Here is a 17,920-nt window from a genome sequence, read left to right as displayed (position 1 = left end):
GGTGTGCTATTTTGAGAGGAAAGGGTGAAGCGGTTTGCAAGGGAAGCTGTTGAAAATCCTGGTCAGCTTGCTGCTGGGGGCGGCTCTTGCCCTGGGCTCCCTCCTGCCGGGCTGGGCCTCAGAGCTGGAGGATCGGAAGAGGGAGCTTAATGAAGTCAACCGGATGATTGAGGTCCGGAAGCAGCAGATTCAGGAAAATAAACGCAGGCAGCGGAATGTTCTCGAAGAGCTGGACAGGCTTGACAGGGACATTGATCGGGTTGAGCAGGAACTTCAGGCCCTGAATGGCCAGATAGCTGCGCTTGAGCGGGCGATCGATGCAGCCCGCCAGGAGCTCCAGAAAGCGGAGAAGGATCTCGAGGAAAGGACCGCGATTCTGCACCAGCGCCTCCGCGATATCTATACCGAGGGGCAGGTTTCCTACCTGGAGGTGCTCCTGCAGGCCACGAGCCTGGGCGACTTTCTCACCCGTTTTGATCTGATGCAGCGGATTGCTGAACAGGATATCAAATTAATGAAAGAGCTGGCGGCCGAGCGCGACCGGATTGAACAGCGCAAAAAGGATCTGGAGGCCCGGCAGGAGAGGTTGACCCTCCTCCGGGAGCAAACCCGGGTCAAGCAGAGCTACCTCACGGCGCGCAGCGAGGAAAAAAAGGGAGTGCTGAAGCAGCTTGAATCTGAGCGGGAAGCTTATGAGCGCGCCCTCGACGAACTTGAGGCCACTTCCCGCCGCCTGGCTCAGATTATCCAGCAGCTCCAGGCAAAAAAACCCTCCCCCCGCAGGGGAACGGGGCGCTTCATCTGGCCCGTGCCCGGCTACAGTACGGTTACTTCGGGGTACGGGATGCGCTTTCACCCGATCCTGCACCAGTCCCGGATGCATACGGGAATCGACATCGCGGCTCCCACCGGGGCGGCGGTGGTGGCTTCCGACGACGGAACCGTAATCTATACGGGGTGGTTGGGCGGCTACGGGCAGGTTGTTGTAATCGACCACGGCGGGGGCTATTCGACCCTCTACGCGCACCTGTCACGCATTGTGGCCGGAAACGGGAGCCAGGTGCGGCAGGGGGAAACCATCGGGTATGTTGGGAGCACGGGATGGAGCACGGGCCCCCACCTCCACTTCGAGGTGCGGGTGAACGGAGAACCCCAGAATCCTTCTGGCTATTTGTAATTTGTGCCGGTCGATATGGATGGGGCTCAATCAGAACAACGCTTAATGGTTTGGTAGAGAGAGATTGGCAGGAAAGGAGATAATGTGGTGGAACCGGCAAGTCCCAGGCGCTGGCGAACGCTGGCGGCGGTGCTGGCCGCCGGGCTCATGGGGCCTTTGGATGCCAGCATTATTAACGCCAATTTGCCTACCATTGCCGGCTTTTTTCATGCTCCCATGACTCTGGCCGGTTGGGTGCCCATGGCGTACCTGCTGGTTCTGAGCAGCTTGCTGCTGGGCTACGGCCGGCTGGGGGATATGTGGGGGTACCGGCGGCTGTTCCTGGGCGGGATAGTCCTGTTTGTCGTTTCCTCGGCTCTTTGCGGTCTTTCTCCTTCCATGGGGTTTTTGATTGCGGCGCGCGCCCTTCAGGCTGTTGGGGCGGGAATGTTCATGGCGGTGATACCCGCCATTATTACTACTACCTTTCCGGCCCAGGAGCGAGGCCGCGCCCTGGGCTTAAACGGCATGTCGGTAGCCTTTGGGCTGGCTTTAGGACCATCCCTGGGCGGGGCCATTACCGGGTGGTGGGGCTGGCGCTGGGTGTTTTACATCAACGTGCCCATTGGAATAGCGGGCTTCTTCTGGTGCCGGAGGCTCCTGCCCCAGGACCGGCCGCGGCCTGGCGAACACTTTGATGCTCTCGGGGCAGCGCTGGCTTTTGGGGCCCTCTTCAGCTTTTTGCTCTGGGTCAACCGCCTTCCCGCCTGGGGCCTGCTTTCCCCTGCCGGCCTGGCAGCAGGTTTTCTGGCTCTGGCCTGCGCGGCCCTGTTCATTCTTTGGGAGCGGCGGGCGCCCCAGCCCATGCTTGACCTGAGCCTGTTCAAGAACCGGCTGTTTAGCTGCGCCAACCTGGCGGCGTTGTTTAATTTCATGAGCCAGTACACTCTGGTCTTCTTGACCCCTTTTTATCTTCGCGACTACCTGGGCCTGGCTCCCGAACGGGTGGGTCTTCTGATGACCGCTTTTCCGGCCGTGGTCTTGTTCACCGCCCCCTGGGCCGGTGCCCTGTCTGACCGGATCGGCACTCGCGGTCTTTCGGTACTGGGAGCCGGCCTGTGCGCGGCAGCTTTGGGATGGCTGGCTTTAGGCGGAACCGGCGCCGGAACCCCTGCCGGCTCAGGGGCCGCCGGCGCTGCCGCGCCCTTGCCGCCGGTGGCAGCCGGCCTGGCTTTGTTTGGGCTGGGCACCGGCATCTTTCAGTCGCCCAACAACAGCGCGGTGATGGGCAGCGTTCCCAGGGAACGGGCCGGGATTGCCTCCGGGGTGCTTGCGGTAATTCGCAACGTGGGGATGGTCCTGGGAGTGGCCTGCGCCGGCGCAGTATTTGCCTCCCGGGAAGCCTGTTATGGCGCCTTTGTTCCTGCCCTCCGGGATGCCTACCTGTCTGGCGCCCTCTACACCACCCTGAGCGCCCTGCTTTCGCTCCCCGGTTTTGCCAGGCCGGGAAGTCCGCACCCAAAAACCGATAATTAACCCTGTTTCACCCTGGCACCTCTCCACCACAGGCTTCGCCGGTTAATGGGCTGGCGGAATTCGGCTTCGTTAGGCAGACGGGGAAGAAGATCTTTCAACAGGTTTTCCAGCTTGGAGGCGTAAGCCTGGACTAGGGACATCCTTCAACCCTCCCTAAAAGAGCCTCCAGGAGCGCCTGGACTTCCCTTGAAGGAGCTTCGAAGAGACGCTGCAGTTCCGGATTGATGCCGGTAGAGGGCCTTCTCCAGGGCGGCAGGCCTTTCCACGCTCTGTACTGGCCCGCCAGCCAGAGGTACCGGTCGAGCTCGCGTGTGGTGGCGGGAAAGCCGGCCGCCTTTTTTAGTGCTGCGAAGCCAGTCGCAAACTGCTCGTATGAGAGCCCCTCTTTGCCCTTCCCCTCCACGTGGTACGTGACCATCCTGACCGCATACGAGTCGTAAATCGGGAATCGCTCCGGGTCAATGAAGAAGTGGGCGAACTTGGACGCAAAGCTCCGAAACTTTCTTCCCAGCCCGGGCACCCTCCCCAGGCTCTCTACGAGATCGGGGCAAAGCGGCGCCGCCGCACCTTCCAGGATCCTGTGCATGTGCCTTGCAACCTCCACCACGGCGTAGACCTGGGTCCAGTAAAGGGCGTTGACGGCTGCTGCTTTGAGCAGGGTCGATTTGAAATCGAAGCCCGGAAAAGACCGGGCGAGAGAGTCCAGCGCCTCGTCCACAGACTGCCAGAGCTCGCAGTAGCGGTACAGCTGCAATGCCGCTTCTACCTGCGGCCGCGTGAGGGGAACGGCCAACTCTCTGCGGCCCACCACAGCAACACTCCTCTTTCACCAGGCCATTGGTGCTGCTGCGTCCAACGGGCTTTCTCCCGGGCGCGCGCTCGCAGCAGCGCCTCCGCCTCGTCCCTCCTGTATCGCTTGCGGCCAGAGGGCAGGCGGACGGGAACCAGGGCGCCCTTTTGCTCCCAGTTCTGCAGGGTGCGGGTGGTGACCCGGATGATGCCGGCCACTTCGCGCGGCAGCAAGAATTCCTCCTGACCTGGCATGCCGCATCCCTCCTCAAAGTGCTTTTATTCTCCAGATTTCCGCTTTTTTCCTCTCTGCGGCAGGGCAATTTTGAGCAGAAAATTTCGGTCCGGAAACCCGCTTTTTTTCTAAGGTTAGAGGGCAATCTGCAACGCTATGAAGAAGGAGGCGGCTTCTGTGAAGGCTGAAACCTGTAAGCGGTGCAAAACTGCCACTTTTATACCAGGTGCAACCACCATTTTAACCGCCCGGACTGCGCTAAGGAGCGCTTCAGGGCGAAGCAGCAGGAACTGATGCGGGAGCGGCGCAATAAGGGCGCTCAGCTCGCCCGCTATGTTCGGGGCGGAGTAAAGGGGCCGTCCTTTGCCGGGGCGGCCCCGGTAGTTGCCGGGGACGCGGGTCCGGTTCCCGTCTGCTAAGTTAAATGCGAAAGAGTAGGGAGGAAATCCGCTTTAAAAAACGAATCTACTAAGAAAGGAGCGGCGGTTTCTATGGGTGTTGTTATAGAAAAATCTTTCTTGAAACCAAAACCACCTGTAAAGTGGGCAGGAGGGAAGGGGCAACTCCTCGCCCAGTTTGAACCGCTTTTCCCGGCAAGGTTCAATGTTTACCACGAACCTTTCGTTGGGGGCGGCGCGGTGTTCTTTCACCTGCTCCCGGAAAGGGCCGTGCTTATCGACAACAACCCTGATCTTATCAATTTTTACCTTGTGGTCAGAGATAACTTAGACGAGCTCTTGCAGGACGCCCGGAAACACAGAAACGAAGCAAACTACTACTACCGCGTGAGGGGCCTCGACCCAGAAGTTTTGTCCCCAGTTGAGCGGGCGTCCCGTTTCCTGTTTTTGAACAAAACAGGATACAACGGACTTTGGAGGGTGAACAGGCAAGGCAAACATAACGTCCCGTTTGGAAGATACAAAAACCCGAAAATTGTAGACGAAGAAAACCTCCGTCTGGTAAGTGCAGCATTGAAAAAAGCAAAAATCATACTAGGGGACTTTTCCGAGGTCCTGAGACACGCCAGCAAAGGAGACTTTGTTTACTTCGATCCGCCGTACTACCCGCTTTCCGAAACGGCGAACTTCACGGACTACACGGCGGAATCCTTTGGCCTGCAAGAGCAGGAGCGGTTAGCGGAAACCTTTAAGCTGCTTGACCGGCGCGGCTGCTTCGTGATGCTGTCAAACTCTGACACCGAGTTCGTCCGCCAGTTGTATCGGGGCTACGACATCCGCGTAGTCTACGCAAAGCGGGCGATAAACTGCCGGGCCGACAGGCGCGGTCCGGTGTCAGAGTTGGTAATCCGAAATTACTCATAGATTTCCGGTATTAGCATGCGCAAGAAACTCGTCAATGGTAATTACTTCTACCAGGTGGCCGTTGGTAAATAAGTCTTTATGTCCTTGCTCCAAGAGAAAATTTCTGGCGTTGTTTGAAAAACCGATTCCCCCCAACACTATGTAAGCCTTTCGATAACGTCCATTTGCTTCTCGGATAATTTTTAGCAGACTAGCGATATCGTAGAGGATTTTCTGTTCAGCCGTTCCACGCACTTGCTGCCATTTGGCACTGATAATTACATCACCGGAAGGGTCGCGAATGAGCGCGTCGGCCTTGTAAATCCCGCCAAAAAGTTGCTGACCGACAGGTACCTGTAGAGCGAACCTGCCCGGATAATGAATTTCAAGAACCGGTTTTATTACGGTTTCCCAGTGTTGCCCCGTTCGTGTGCCTCTTCCACCAGGAACCAATAAAAAAACACCCCTTTCAAGAGTTTTAAAAAGTTTTCGCCAGGGGACAACAAAGTCCTTTTTGTGGTATGACAGGTCTTTATAAAAACAACACATCAAGACAATAATTGAACCCCGGAAAACGTGCTGGAGGTCTACCTGGGACACTTGGCCGAGCAGGGGGCCTCCCCCCACACCGTTTCGGGCTACCGCTGCAATGTCCTTGCCTTCTTCTCGTGGTTCCGGGGGGCAGCGGGGGAAGACGCCTTACCCGAGAGGGTTACGAGTATTGACCTGCAGGAATATCAGAGCTGGCTCCGGGGCGTGAGGAAGCTGAAGCCGAACGCCGTCAACAGAAAACTTAAGGCGGTTAGGGCGTGGTTAAGATGGTGCGCGAGTGAAGGGCGGGCCCCGCGGTTGCCGGACTTCCCCCACGTCCCGCAGGCCCGAAAGGCCCCCGAGGCCCTCGAAGGGCTGAGGTCAACCGTCTTCTGCGGGAGCTGAAAAGGAAGGAAACCCCAGGGACACTGCCCTGGTCCGGCTCCTGCTCTCCTGCGGCCTGCGGGTTTCTGAGGTCTGCTCCCTGCGGGTGGCCGACCTGGACCTGGGGGAGCGGCGGGGGAAGCTGGTGGTCAGGTACGGCAAGGGGGCGAATAAAATAAGGGTTTTCAAATCGCTAATAATCGTGTAGGATTATTCATATAGTGGGAATAGCAGGAAGGGGAACTTTTAGGAGGTGGACAGGCTGAAGCAGCGTTTTCTCAAAATTACCGCGGTTGCCGTCGTTCTGCTTTGCTTGCTGGGGTCCGGGTTAGGGGGCCTTTTTCTATGGGCGAGCAAAAATAACCTCTTGAAATTTATCAAAACTTACGTCCTGATCAAGACCCAGTACCTCGACAGAGTGAGCACCGCCACCTTAGTCGAGGGTGCGATCCAGGGGATGGTGGATGCTCTGGGCGATCCCTACTCCGTTTACCTGAATCAGGACGCCTTCAGGGAATTGAACCTCCAGATCGAGGGGTCTTTCGGGGGGATCGGTGTGGAAATCGATCTCGACCAGGAGAAGCAGCTTGTGGTTGTTTCTCCTCTGCCCGGGACGCCTGCTGCCCGCGCCGGGATCAAGAGCGGGGACCGGATTGTCCAGATCAACGGAAAAGAAGCAGCACAGCTTTCTCTCGTAGAGGCCGCAAAGCTTTTGCGGGGAAAACCCGGCACCCGCGTTTCCCTCAAGATCTGGCGGAAAGCGAACAACCGGTTTTTGAATTTTGAACTGGTGCGCGAGCAGATTTCCGTGCCTTCCGTAACCGGCAGGATGCTTTCCGGGCACCCGGGGATCGGCTACCTGCAGGTGATGCACTTCAACCGGACGAGCACGATTGCTCAGTTGAAGGAGGCCCTTGCCGCCCTCGAGGCCGGGGGCTGCCGGGGGCTGATCCTCGATCTGCGGGGAAATCCCGGCGGCGACCTCCAGGCCGCCGTGGAGCTGGCCGGCTACTTTATCCCCAGGGGGCCGGTGGTCCGCATCGTGCACCGGGGGGGAGCGGAGGAGGTCTGGCAGTCCCCCCGGACCGGAAAGCAGGTGAAGGTGCCCCTCGTGGTGCTTGTCAACGAAGGGAGCGCCAGTGCTTCGGAGATTGTTGCGGGGGCGATTAAGGACACGGGAAGCGGAATCCTGGTGGGAACCCCCACCTTCGGAAAGGGCCTTGTCCAGACCGTTTTTAACCTGGATTCGAAAGTGGGCGTGAAGTTGACGACCGACAAATACCTGACCCCCAAGGGGAAGAACATCCACAACAGGGGGATCGAACCTGATGTCCTTGTGAAACAGCCCGATGGTGCAGGAAAGGACCTTCAGCTGGAAGAGGCTGTCCGGATCCTGGAGGACCGCCTCCGGCAGAACGAAGAAAAGGTGGCTTAGGAGGCGGCGCTGATGGATTTTCCCTGGCGTGAAGTTTTACCGCTTGTCGGCCTGGTGTTTCTGCGGGTGCTCGGCGAACCCTTTTTCTGGCTTGTGGTTCTTCTGGTCTGGTTCCAGTACCAGCGGATGCTGAGAACGAAGGAGGCTCTCTTTGGCTTCCGGGATTCTCCCCTCAGGGTCGCGGGGGCGGCGCTGGGCTACGGAGTTCTCGGGGGGCTGGTCGGGAGCTGCCTGATGGTGCTGTTCGGAATTTCCATCAACGGGCTGGGGATCGGATATCTCTGGCTGCTGGCCGTTGCTTTAATGCTGATCAGCCCCCGTTTTCTGTGCTTTTCCTACGCAGGCGGGATCCTTGCCCTCTTTTCCCTCGTGACAGGCTACCCCAGGGTGAACATTCCCGCCTTGATGGGTCTGGTTGCCGTTCTGCATCTGGTGGAGAGCGTTCTCATCCTCACGAGCGGTCATTTCGACCCCCTCCCCGTCTACGTCCGCAGCCGTTTGGGGCGGGTTGTGGGGGCTTTTAATCTGCAAAAATTCTGGCCGATTCCCCTTGCCGTGATGACCATCCTGACCGGGATTCCCCACCAGGTGCCGGGGGACATTATTAAGATGCCCGATTGGTGGCCGCTGATCCGCCCCTGGGGGGAACTGGAAAAAAGGGAAATTATTTATAGCATTCTGCCTGTTGTGGCGGCTTTGGGGTACGGGGAGCTGGCGATTACCTGTCTGCCGCGGGAGAAGGCAAAGCGGTCCGCCTTTAACCTCGCCCTCTTCAGCCTGGTCCTGCTCGGTCTTGCGGTGCTTGCCTCCCGTTTTTCCCGGTGGGCGGTCCTTCCCGCTCTCTTCGCTCCCCTGGGCCACGAAATGGTGATTTACCTGGGGCGGCGCGCCGAGTTCCAGGGGAAGCCCAGGTTCGTTCCTCCCCCCCGCGGGGTGATGGTTTTGGATGTGGTTAAGGGTTCTCCGGCCGCCAGGGCGGGCCTCCGCGCCGGTGATGTCATCCTGCGGGTCGAGGGGTTAGAAGTTAATTCCCGCGCCGAACTTCTGTCCGCGCTTGGCCTTGCGAGTTCCCGCTTTTTAATGGAGTTTGCTGCACCGGAAGGGCCCCTCCGGCAGGCTCGCGTCCTGCGGGAGGAGGGGGAGCCTCTCGGGGTAATCCCCGTTCCCGAGCCGGGTGATTCCCCCAATGTTGATTACACAATGGCCAGCCCCCTGAAAAACCTCGTGCGGCGCCTTTTCCGCTCCCGATCCAGCTTTTGACTTTTTTTCTTTTCCGACAGGCAAGTCACAACTTTCTCCCCCGTGTAATAATTTATTAATATCAAGCAGGCTTCGGGAGCAGGAAACTTTTGCACAGGGGGTGGAGGTCCCTATCCGGCAGAACCGGGTAGGCTTGAAAATGCAGGTTCGAAATAAACATGTTTTTGCAAGTTCTTTAACGAGCCGGGGGTTTTTTTCTTACTGGGACGAAATCCTCCAGGATCTGAAATACGTCTATCTGTTGAAGGGTTCCTCCCCGGCGGGAAAGAGTTTGTTTTTGCGTTTGCTGGGGCTTGCCCTGGCGGACCGGGGGTATCAGGTGGAGTATTTTCACAAACCCGAGGACCACATGACCCTGGAGGGTGTTGTGGTGCGTTCTCTAGGAGCGGCCGTCCTGGACGGTCTGCCTTTCGGTTTGAACAGGGGCGGCTCTGGGCTTGCACCTAAAGTAATGGAAATATCTCTGCCGGAGCGTACTTCGCTGCAGGAGAGGGACGGGGAGGCAGCCCGGCAGGCCCGCCTCCAGGTAGCTGAACTCCTGCGGGAAGCCGGGGAGGCCTGGGCGCGGGTTTGTGCGCATTACCGGAAGCGGTTGGATGAGGAAGCGGTTAAAATCCGGGCCGCGAACTGGGCGCAGGAAATTTTCCCCAAGTCCTCCCAGCTCAAACACTTTTTCGTCGATACCATTGCCCCCGAGGGACCTGTGGATTTCATCTCCTTCCTTTCTGCCGCCTGCCGGAAGCGCTATCTCATCAAGGGTGCTCCGGGGACGGGAAGCCTGGTGATCCAGGAGATCTTGAACCATGCTTTAAGCCGCCACTACAGGGCAGAGGTTTACCATTCTTACCTCAACCCCGGAGACCCGGTGATGCTGATCTTTCCGGAAATTTCCACGGCGGTTATTGACGGGACGGGCGGGTATCATCCCTCTCCTTTACCCGGCGACACCACCTGGGATCTTACGGGTTGCTTGCGTCCCGGGGGCGAGGGCGGGGGCCGCTCCGAAACTCCAGGGACGGAAGCGGAACAGGCAGAGGTGGAGCTTTCCTTCCTCCTTGCCGCAGCGGCGCAGGCTGTGAGAAAGGCGCAGCAGGAGCAGCAGGAGGAGGAGCAGATTGAAGCGCCACCTTCAGGAGAGGCAGTTGCGGCTTTCATCTCCCGGCTGCTGCGGGAAGCCTCCTGCTCCCAGACCCCCGGCGGCTTTCACTGAGGCTCCCGGGGTGGTTTCACTCGAGGACGATTGTTTGTTTGCAGGGGAAAGGCAGGGCACCAGGAAGAAATCGAACAGCCCTCTGCAGGAAACAGGGCGCATCCGGGCCGCGATGCCTCCGGCACAGGCTTCGCCCGCCCGGGGCATCTGGCAGGTGAACCTAAGGGGGAGGGATTGTGACGCGCCTTCGATTTTGTGGTATAATCCGGGGTGAACAGAAACCCGGATTTTTTTATCACTTCAGGAGAAGGTGTTTTTTTATGAGCAGATTTCGGCTCCGGGCACCCTTTGCCCCCACCGGGGACCAGCCCCGGGCGATTGCCCGGCTCAGCGAGGGGATCCGCGCCGGGCTGCGCTACCAGACCCTGCTGGGGGTCACCGGGTCGGGGAAGACCTTCACCGTCGCCGGGGTGATCCAGGAGGTCCAGAAGCCGGTGCTGGTGATCGCTCCCAACAAGACCCTTGCCGCCCAGCTGTGCGGCGAGTTCCGGGAGTTTTTTCCCGACCACGCGGTGGAATATTTTGTGAGCTACTACGATTATTACCAGCCCGAGGCCTACGTGCCCCAGACCGATACTTACATCGAAAAGGACTCCTCGCTGAACGAGGAAATCGATAAACTCCGGCACTCGGCCACAGCAGCCCTCTTCGAACGGGACGACGTGATTATTGTGGCCAGCGTCTCCTGCATCTACGGCCTGGGCTGCCCTGCCGACTACCGGGACATGATGGTTTCCCTGCGCCAGGGGATGCGGATCGACCGGGACGAGGTCCTCGCCCGGCTCATCAACATCCACTACACGCGGAACGACTACGAGTTCACGCGCGGCCGGTTCCGGGTGCGGGGGGATGTGGTGGAGATCTTCCCCGCCTCCTTCAGCGAAAAGGCGCTCCGGGTGGAGTTCTTCGGTGACGAGATCGACCGCATCCTGGAAATCGACACCCTCACCGGCGAGGTGCTGGCGCGCCGCCTGCACGCAGCGGTTTTCCCGGCCTCCCATTACGTGACGCCGCGGGAGCGGATGGAGCGGGCGCTTGCCGCCATTGAGGCGGAGCTGGAGGAGCGCCTGGCGGAGCTGCGCGCCGCAGGGAAGCTCCTGGAGGCGCAGCGCCTGGAGCAGCGCACCCGCTTCGATCTCGAAATGATGCGGGAGGTCGGAACCTGCAAGGGGATCGAAAACTACTCCCGGCACCTGACAGGGCGCCGGCCCGGGGAGCCCCCCTACTGCCTGCTCGATTTCTTTCCGCGGGATTTCCTTGTGGTGATCGACGAGTCGCACATTACGGTTCCCCAGCTCCACGGGATGTACGAGGGGGACTACTCCAGGAAGAAGACCCTCGTGGACTACGGCTTCCGGCTCCCTTCGGCGCTGGACAACCGGCCCCTGTGCTTTGAGGAGTTCATTGCGAAGGTACCGCAGGTGATCTTCGTTTCGGCCACCCCGGGGCCCTACGAGCTGGAGCAGAGCGCCCAGGTGGTGGAGCAGATCGTCCGCCCGACCGGCCTTGTGGACCCCGAAGTGGAGGTCCGGCCGGCCCGCGGCCAGGTGGACGACCTGGTGGAGGAGATCCGGCTCCGGGTCGAGAAGAGGCAGCGCGTTCTTGTCACCACCCTCACGAAGAAGATGGCCGAGGACCTGACCGACTACCTGCGCGACCTGGGGATCAGGGTGCGCTACCTCCACTCGGAGATCAACGCCCTGGAGCGGATGGAGATTTTGCGCGACCTCCGCCTGGGGGTCTTCGACGTTCTGGTGGGGATCAACCTCCTGCGGGAGGGGCTCGACCTCCCGGAGGTCGCTCTGGTTGCAATCCTGGATGCCGACAGGGAGGGCTTCCTCCGGTCGGAGCGGTCGCTGATTCAGACCATCGGGCGGGCCGCCCGGAACGTGGAGGGCAAGGTGATCATGTACGCCGACACCGTCACCGAATCGATGCAGCGGGCGCTGGATGAGACCAACCGGAGGCGCCGCATCCAGATGGAGTACAACCGGCGGCACGGGATTACCCCCCGCAGTGTTGAAAAGGCGGTCCGGGGGATCATCGAGATCACCCTTCCCGTTGGGGTGGCCGAGGAGAAGGCGCCTTACGGCACGGGGAAGAGCCTGAAGCAGCTTGGGAGGAAGGAGATCGAAAAGCTGATCGCCCGGCTCGAGCAGGAGATGCGCCAGGCGGCCCGCGAGCTCGCCTTCGAGCGGGCTGCCGAAGTGCGGGATCTCATCATTGAACTGCGGAAGGAACTGGTGGCCCGGACGCGTGCCCGCGGCGAAAGGGCCCCGGAAGATCTGGTACCCACAGGGAGGCAGCTAGGAGAGGAATGCACCGGCAGTCGGAAAAAGAGGCCCGCGTCCCGGGGCGGGATAAGATTATCGTCCGGGGGGCGCGCGTCCACAACCTGAAAAACATCGACGTCGAGATTCCCCGGGGGAAGCTGGTGGTGATCACCGGCCTTTCCGGTTCCGGAAAGTCCTCTCTGGCCTTTGACACCATCTACGCCGAGGGGCAGCGGCGGTACGTGGAGTCCCTCTCCGCCTACGCCCGCCAGTTTCTCGGTGTTGCCGATAAACCGGATGTGGACTACATTGAGGGGCTTTCCCCCGCGATTTCCATCGACCAGAAGTCGGGGAGCCGGAACCCCCGCTCTACAGTGGGAACGGTGACCGAGATTTACGACTACCTCCGCCTCCTCTTCGCCCGGATCGGGAAGCCGCACTGCCCCCGGTGCGGCCGCCCCGTCCGGCAGCAGACCGTTTCCCAGATGGTGGACCAGATCCTGGCCTGCCCGGAAGGGACGAGGGTGCAGATTCTGGCGCCCCTCGTCAGGGGCAAAAAGGGGGAGCACCAGAAGGTCCTTGCCGATCTCCAGAAAAAGGGCTTTGTCCGGGTGCGGGTGAACGGGGAGATCCGGGAGCTGGATGAAGAGATCGTCCTGGACCGGAACAAAAAGCACAGCCTGGAGGTGGTGGTTGACCGCCTGGTGGTGCGGCCCGGGCTGGAGCACCGGCTGGCGGATTCCCTGGAAACGGCCCTGGGGCTCGGCGGCGGCACGGTCATCGCCGACATCCTGGGGAGCGAGGAGCTCGTCTTCAGCCAGAATTTTGCCTGCCCGGAGTGCGGGATCGGCCTGGCGGAGCTCACCCCCCGCCTTTTTTCCTTCAACAGCCCTTACGGCGCCTGCCGCGCCTGTTCGGGGCTGGGCTACCGGCTTGAGGTGGACCCGGAACTGGTGGTCGACCGGGAGCGTTCTGTGCGGGAGGGGGCTTTAATTCCCTGGACGCGCTCCCCCCAGCACTACTACCCCCAGCTGGTGCGGGCGGTGCTGGAGCATTACGGCGCGGCCTGGGATGTGCCTTTTAAAGACCTCCCGGAGCAGGTCCAGGAGGCGCTTCTTTTCGGGACTCCGGAGCGCATCCGCTTCCGCTACCGGGATCACTTCGGGCAGGTGAAGACCTGGTACGCGGCCTTTGAGGGGGTTGTGAGCTATCTTGCCCGCCGCTACCAGGAAACGGACTCGGAGGAGGTCCGGGAGGAGATTGCGGAGTTCATGACCTCACGCCCCTGCCCTGCCTGCCAGGGGGCGCGGCTCCGGCCCGAAAGCCTTGCGGTGACCGTTGGAGGGAAAAACATCTACGAGGTGACCCGGTTGACCGTGCTGGAGGCGCGGGAGTTCCTGAGGGGCCTCCGGTTGACCTCCCGCGAGGAGCAGATCGCGCGCCAGGTGCTGAAAGAGATCGATGCCCGCCTGGGCTTCCTGGTCAACGTCGGCCTCGACTACCTGACCCTCGACCGGCCTGCGGGGACCCTTGCCGGGGGTGAGGCGCAGCGGATCCGCCTTGCCACCCAGATCGGGTCGGGGCTGGTGGGCGTCCTCTACATTCTTGACGAACCGAGCATCGGCCTCCACCCGAGGGACAACACGCGGCTCATCCAGACCCTCAAGGAGCTGCGGGACCTGGGCAACACCCTGATTGTAGTGGAGCACGATGAGGAGATGATGCTGAGCGCCGACGAGATCATCGACATCGGGCCCGGGGCGGGGGTGCACGGGGGGCGGATCGTGGCGCAGGGCACGCTGGAGGAGATCAAAAAGGCGCCGGAATCGATCACCGGCCAGTATTTGAGCGGGCGCCGGGAGATCCCGGTGCCCGGGGCGCGCCGCCGCCCCGGAGACAGGTGGCTGGAGGTGCTCGGGGCAAGGGAGTACAATCTCAAGAACATCGACGTCCGGATCCCGCTCGGGCTTTTTGTCTGCATTACGGGGGTTTCCGGCTCCGGGAAGAGCACCCTGCTGGAGGAGATCATCTACAAGGCCCTCGCCCAGCGCCTGCACGGGGCGCGCGCCCGCCCGGGAGCCTTTCGGGAGCTGCGCGGGGTTGAGCACCTGGACAAGGTGATCGAAATCGACCAGTCCCCCATCGGGCGGACCCCCCGGTCAAACCCGGCGACCTACACGGGGGCCTTTGACGGGATCCGGGAGCTGTTCTCCCTCACCCCCGAATCCAGAATGCGGGGCTACCGGCCCGGGCGCTTCAGCTTCAACGTGCGGGGCGGGCGCTGCGAAGCCTGCCGGGGGGACGGGATCATCAAGATCGAGATGCACTTCCTCCCGGATGTCTACGTCCCCTGCGAGGAGTGCAGGGGGAAGCGCTACAACCGGGAGACCCTGGAAGTGAAGTACAAGGGGAAAAACATCGCCGAGGTCCTGGACATGACCGTCAGCGAGGCGCTGGAGTTTTTCCAGCACATTCCTAAAATCAGCCGCAAGCTCCAGACCATGTACGACGTGGGCCTGGGCTACATCAAGCTCGGCCAGCCTGCCACCACCCTTTCCGGAGGAGAGGCGCAGCGGGTGAAGCTGGCCGCCGAGCTTTCCCGGCGCAGCAACGGGCGCACCCTCTACATCCTCGACGAGCCGACGACGGGGCTGCACAAAGAGGACATCAGGCGGCTCCTCCTGGTGCTCGATCGCCTCGTGGAGGCGGGGAACACGGTGGTGGTTATCGAGCACAACCTCGATGTGATCAAGACCGCCGACTACATCATCGACCTCGGCCCCGAAGGGGGGGAAAGAGGGGGGGAGGTGGTAGCCGTTGGAACTCCCGAGGAGGTTGCGGCATGCCCTGCCTCCTATACAGGGCGCTATTTGCAAAAAGTGCTCGGAAAGGCAGCCTCTCTCGTTCCCGGCTAAAGAGGGGCCGGAGAAGAGGCTGCTCCCTTGCTAAGGATTTTTGAAGAGGGTTGGGAGGAAAAGTGACGGGAGCAAAGACAGAGCTGAAATCGGAACTGAAAGAGGAGCTCGAACTCGTCCCCGACAGGCCCGGTGTCTACCTCTTCCGGAACCGGGCGGGCGCCGTGATCTACGTGGGGAAAGCGGTTTCTCTCAGGAACCGCCTCCGCTCCTATTTTCAGGCGAAGGGCCACTCCGCGCGGATCCGGCGGCTGCTTTGCGAGGCAGCGGGCTTCGAATACATCGTAACCGAGTCCGAGGTGGAGGCCCTTGTCCTGGAGTGCAACCTCATCAAGGAGTACCGCCCCAAGTTTAACATAAATTTAAAAGATGACAAGTCCTATCCCTACTTAAGGGTGACGGCGGAGGAGTTCCCGCGGGTGATGATCACCCGGAACCTGGTCCGGGACGGGTCGCGCTACTTCGGCCCCTATCCTGATGTAAGCGCCGTCAAGGAAACGGTGAGCCTGCTGCGCAAGCTTTTTCCCTTTCGCACCTGTCCCGACAAAACCCTTGCCCCGCGGGGGAGACCCTGCCTCAACGGCCAGATCAAAAACTGCCTGGCGCCCTGCACCGGCGGGGTTTCCCCCGGGGATTACCGGGAGATGATCGAGCAGCTTCTCCTTTTCCTGGAAGGGAAAACCCGGGAAGTGGAAAAGCGCCTCACGGCTCAGATGGAGGAGGCTGCCGCCGCCTGGGATTTTGAGCGCGCCGCCCGCCTGCGGAACCAGCTGGCGGCCTTGAAAAAGTTCCGGGAGCAGCAGCGGGTGGCGCGGGCGGCGGGGCGCGACGAGGATGTGCTGGCCCTCGGCGCCTTCCTGGACGAGGTTTGCGTGCTCCTCTTCCGGGTCCGGGGGGGAAAGCTGGTGGCGGAGGAGCACTATTTTTTGACAGGCACCGAGGAGATGCAGCCGGGAGAAATTCTGGCTTCCTTTATGAAGCACTACTACCACGCCGGGAGGGAGATCCCCGCCGTGATTTTCGTCAGCGCCCCCCTTCCTGAAGCCGAACTCCTGGCGGCCTGGCTCAGCCGGGAGCGGGGGGGCAAAGTGGAGATCTGCCACCCCCGGCGCGGGCGCGGCCGGGAGCTTCTCCGGCTCGCCCTGGAGAATGCCACCCTTTACGCCCAGCGGCGCAAGAAACGGATTTTCAGCACCCGTGAGAAGGGGCACCTGCTGGTGCTGGAGCTTCAAAGGGCGCTGGACCTGAAGAATCCGCCCCGGCGCCTGGAGTGCATCGATATTTCTCACTTTGGAGGCCGGGAGACGGTGGGTTCCCTTGTCCGCTTTACCGGGGGGTTGCCCGATAAGCAGGGGTACCGGCGCTACAGGATCCGGGGGGAGGCTGCCGGGGATGACTGCGCTGCGCTTCAGGAGGTGCTCAGGCGCCGCCTTGCCCGGGCCGCAAGGGAGCCGCTCCCGGACCTGCTGGTGATCGACGGAGGCAAGGGGCAGCTGCGCGCCGCCCTGGCCGTGCTTGGGGAGGCGGGGCATCCGGAGGTTGAAGTGGCGGCCCTGGCAAAGGAAGAAGAGGAGATCTTCCGCCCCGGCGCCAAAGACCCTCTTTCCCTGCCCGGCGACCACCCCGGCCTTCACCTCCTGCAGCAGGCGCGGGATGAGGCCCACCGTTTTGCCCGCGCCTACCAGGAGAAGCTGCGGACCTCAAAGATGACGGCCTCGGCCCTGGCGGAGGTGCCGGGGATCGGAAGGAAGCGCAGCGAGGCTCTCCTGAAGCACTTTGGTTCCCTTGCCCGCCTGCGGGCTGCAAGTTTTGATGAACTGGCAGGTGTGCCGGGGATGAACAAAAAGGCGGCCGCAGCACTGTATGAATTTTTCCACGGCGCCGCCGGGAGAGGAAGGGGTGAAGTGCGGTGAGAGATGCGAAGGCGGGAAGCATTAAACTTGTGGCAATCGATCTGGATGACACCCTGCTCCGGGACGACCTGACCATTTCCCCGCGGACCCGGGCGGCTGTAAAGGCCGTCATGGAGCGGGGCGTTGCCGTCACCCTCGCGACGGGAAGGATGTTCCGCTCGGCAAGGCCCTATGCCCGGCAGCTTGGCTTCGACCTCCCGCTCATTACCTACCAGGGCGCCCTTGTCAAAAACGCCCTTTCCGGGGAGGTCGTCTACCATCGCCCCCTGGCCGTTGGGGCGGCGCGCCGGGTGATCGAATTCGGGCGCCGGAAAAAGGTTCAGGTCAACTTCTACCTGGATGACGAACTGTATGTGGAGAGGATCACGCCCCGGGGCGCCCACTACGCCGCTTTCGCAAGGGTTCCCTGCCGCCAGGTTGCAGATCTGGAGGACCTGCTTGCCCGGGGGAATCCCTTGAAGCTGCTTTTGATTGAGGCCGAACCCGTTCTGGACGAATTTGCGCAGGAATTGAGGGAAATGCTGGGGGAAGAGGCGCACCTCACGAAGTCCAAACCCTGCTACCTGGAGGTCGTTCACCCCCAGGCCACCAAGGGCCAGGCGCTCCGGGAGCTGGCGGGGCGGCTGGATGTGAGACGGGAAGAGGTGATGGCCCTCGGGGACAGCTTCAACGACATTGAAATGCTGGAGTTCGCCGGGCTTGGCGTTGCGGTGGCGAACGCCCGCCCCGAGGTGCGCCGCCGCGCCCGCTGGGTAACCCTTTCGAACAACGAGGACGGGGTTGCCGTTGCCCTTGAAACCTTCATTTTGGGGAACGAGTGCTCTCCCTCCCGCGCGGAGGGCGGCAGGGCTGCGCCGGCGAATTCTCTCGCCGATCCTCCTGCTTGCGATGCAAAGGGATAAAAGATAAAATAAAACCGGCAGCCGGAGCTGCCAGGGGAAGCAGGGCAGGCCGGCCACAAGGAGAAGAAGGAGTAAGGCCG

General features: G+C 61.3%; 16 protein-coding genes. 13 read left to right on the top strand and 3 right to left on the bottom strand.

Annotation, left to right across the window (positions count from 1 at the left end; genetic code table 11):
• Positions 1-34 precede the first annotated feature (34 nt).
• Complete coding sequence (locus HPY58_05665) at positions 35-1,177, top strand: peptidoglycan DD-metalloendopeptidase family protein (GenBank protein NPV29143.1); 1,143 nt, start codon at positions 35-37, stop codon at positions 1,175-1,177.
• Positions 1,178-1,324: 147 nt separating this feature from the next.
• A complete protein-coding gene (locus tag HPY58_05660) occupies positions 1,325-2,692 on the top strand; it encodes an MFS transporter (protein ID NPV29142.1) in 1,368 nt (455 codons plus the stop codon).
• 130 nt (positions 2,693-2,822) lie between these two features.
• On the opposite strand, the gene HPY58_05655 is transcribed toward HPY58_05660, so the two are convergent.
• Complete coding sequence (locus HPY58_05655; GenBank protein NPV29141.1) at positions 2,823-3,500, bottom strand: hypothetical protein; 678 nt, start codon at positions 3,498-3,500, stop codon at positions 2,823-2,825.
• Positions 3,455-3,736 (bottom strand): MerR family transcriptional regulator, encoded by a 282-nt coding sequence (locus tag HPY58_05650; protein NPV29140.1) that lies wholly within the window; start codon positions 3,734-3,736, stop codon positions 3,455-3,457. The genes HPY58_05655 and HPY58_05650 overlap by 46 nt, the downstream gene beginning before the upstream one ends.
• A gap of 180 nt (positions 3,737-3,916) precedes the next feature.
• On the opposite strand from HPY58_05650, the gene HPY58_05645 reads away from it, so the two are divergent.
• Together HPY58_05645 and HPY58_05640 are read left to right on the top strand one after the other, a co-directional pair.
• The gene (locus HPY58_05645; protein NPV29139.1) at positions 3,917-4,135 is read left to right on the top strand and encodes a hypothetical protein; all 219 of its coding nucleotides are present in this window, start codon (positions 3,917-3,919) and stop codon (positions 4,133-4,135) included.
• 72 nt (positions 4,136-4,207) lie between these two features.
• Positions 4,208-5,038 carry a DNA adenine methylase gene (locus HPY58_05640; GenBank protein NPV29138.1) on the top strand — a complete coding sequence of 277 codons (831 nt, stop codon included), beginning with the start codon at positions 4,208-4,210 and terminating at the stop codon, positions 5,036-5,038.
• Here the strand turns inward: HPY58_05640 and HPY58_05635 are convergent.
• Positions 5,033-5,470, bottom strand: a complete 438-nt coding sequence (locus HPY58_05635) for a hypothetical protein (GenBank protein NPV29137.1) — start codon at positions 5,468-5,470, stop codon at positions 5,033-5,035. The genes HPY58_05640 and HPY58_05635 overlap by 6 nt on opposite strands.
• 147 nt (positions 5,471-5,617) lie before the next feature.
• Between HPY58_05635 and HPY58_05630 the strand changes: the two genes are divergently transcribed.
• From HPY58_05630 to HPY58_05590, 9 genes are all read left to right on the top strand, one after another.
• On the top strand, positions 5,618-5,953 hold the full coding sequence (locus HPY58_05630; GenBank protein ID NPV29136.1) for a site-specific integrase: 336 nt from the start codon (positions 5,618-5,620) through the stop codon (positions 5,951-5,953).
• Between the two features lie 28 nt (positions 5,954-5,981).
• On the top strand, positions 5,982-6,140 hold the full coding sequence (locus HPY58_05625; GenBank protein ID NPV29135.1) for a tyrosine-type recombinase/integrase: 159 nt from the start codon (positions 5,982-5,984) through the stop codon (positions 6,138-6,140).
• Between the two features lie 45 nt (positions 6,141-6,185).
• Positions 6,186-7,367, top strand: coding sequence for a S41 family peptidase (locus HPY58_05620; GenBank protein ID NPV29134.1), 1,182 nt, complete (start codon positions 6,186-6,188; stop codon positions 7,365-7,367).
• 12 nt (positions 7,368-7,379) lie between these two features.
• Complete coding sequence (locus HPY58_05615) at positions 7,380-8,627, top strand: PDZ domain-containing protein (protein NPV29133.1); 1,248 nt, start codon at positions 7,380-7,382, stop codon at positions 8,625-8,627.
• Between the two features lie 100 nt (positions 8,628-8,727).
• Entirely contained in the window at positions 8,728-9,837 is a 1,110-nt protein-coding gene (locus tag HPY58_05610) for a hypothetical protein (GenBank protein ID NPV29132.1), read from the top strand.
• A 260-nt stretch (positions 9,838-10,097) separates the two neighbouring features.
• Positions 10,098-12,236, top strand: a complete 2,139-nt coding sequence (gene uvrB, locus HPY58_05605; GenBank protein NPV29131.1) for an excinuclease ABC subunit UvrB — start codon at positions 10,098-10,100, stop codon at positions 12,234-12,236.
• Positions 12,155-15,025 carry an excinuclease ABC subunit UvrA gene (gene uvrA / locus HPY58_05600; GenBank protein ID NPV29130.1) on the top strand — a complete coding sequence of 957 codons (2,871 nt, stop codon included), beginning with the start codon at positions 12,155-12,157 and terminating at the stop codon, positions 15,023-15,025. Before uvrB ends, uvrA begins: the two co-directional genes overlap by 82 nt.
• Before the next feature lie 83 nt (positions 15,026-15,108).
• The gene (uvrC, locus tag HPY58_05595; protein NPV29129.1) at positions 15,109-16,938 is read left to right on the top strand and encodes an excinuclease ABC subunit UvrC; all 1,830 of its coding nucleotides are present in this window, start codon (positions 15,109-15,111) and stop codon (positions 16,936-16,938) included.
• Positions 16,935-17,840 (top strand): HAD family phosphatase, encoded by a 906-nt coding sequence (locus HPY58_05590; protein NPV29128.1) that lies wholly within the window; start codon positions 16,935-16,937, stop codon positions 17,838-17,840. The genes uvrC and HPY58_05590 overlap by 4 nt, the downstream gene beginning before the upstream one ends.
• Positions 17,841-17,920 lie beyond the last annotated feature (80 nt).

The sequence above is a fragment of the Bacillota bacterium genome (assembly GCA_013177945.1).
Lineage (GTDB): Bacteria > Bacillota > DSM-12270 > Thermacetogeniales > Thermacetogeniaceae > Ch130.
This window is presented reverse-complemented; position numbering and strand designations above follow the sequence as displayed.

What these genes read in the sequence shown, in the direction of transcription:
- HPY58_05650 (NPV29140.1), bottom strand. Translation starts at nt 3,736, where the DNA reads ATGCCAGGTCAGGAGGAATTCTTGCTGCCGCGCGAAGTGGCCGGCATC.
- HPY58_05660 (NPV29142.1), top strand. Translation starts at nt 1,325, where the DNA reads ATGGGGCCTTTGGATGCCAGCATTATTAACGCCAATTTGCCTACCATT.
- HPY58_05615 (NPV29133.1), top strand. Translation starts at nt 7,380, where the DNA reads ATGGATTTTCCCTGGCGTGAAGTTTTACCGCTTGTCGGCCTGGTGTTT.
- HPY58_05640 (NPV29138.1), top strand. Translation starts at nt 4,208, where the DNA reads ATGGGTGTTGTTATAGAAAAATCTTTCTTGAAACCAAAACCACCTGTA.
- uvrB (NPV29131.1), top strand. Translation starts at nt 10,098, where the DNA reads ATGAGCAGATTTCGGCTCCGGGCACCCTTTGCCCCCACCGGGGACCAG.
- uvrA (NPV29130.1), top strand. Translation starts at nt 12,155, where the DNA reads ATGCACCGGCAGTCGGAAAAAGAGGCCCGCGTCCCGGGGCGGGATAAG.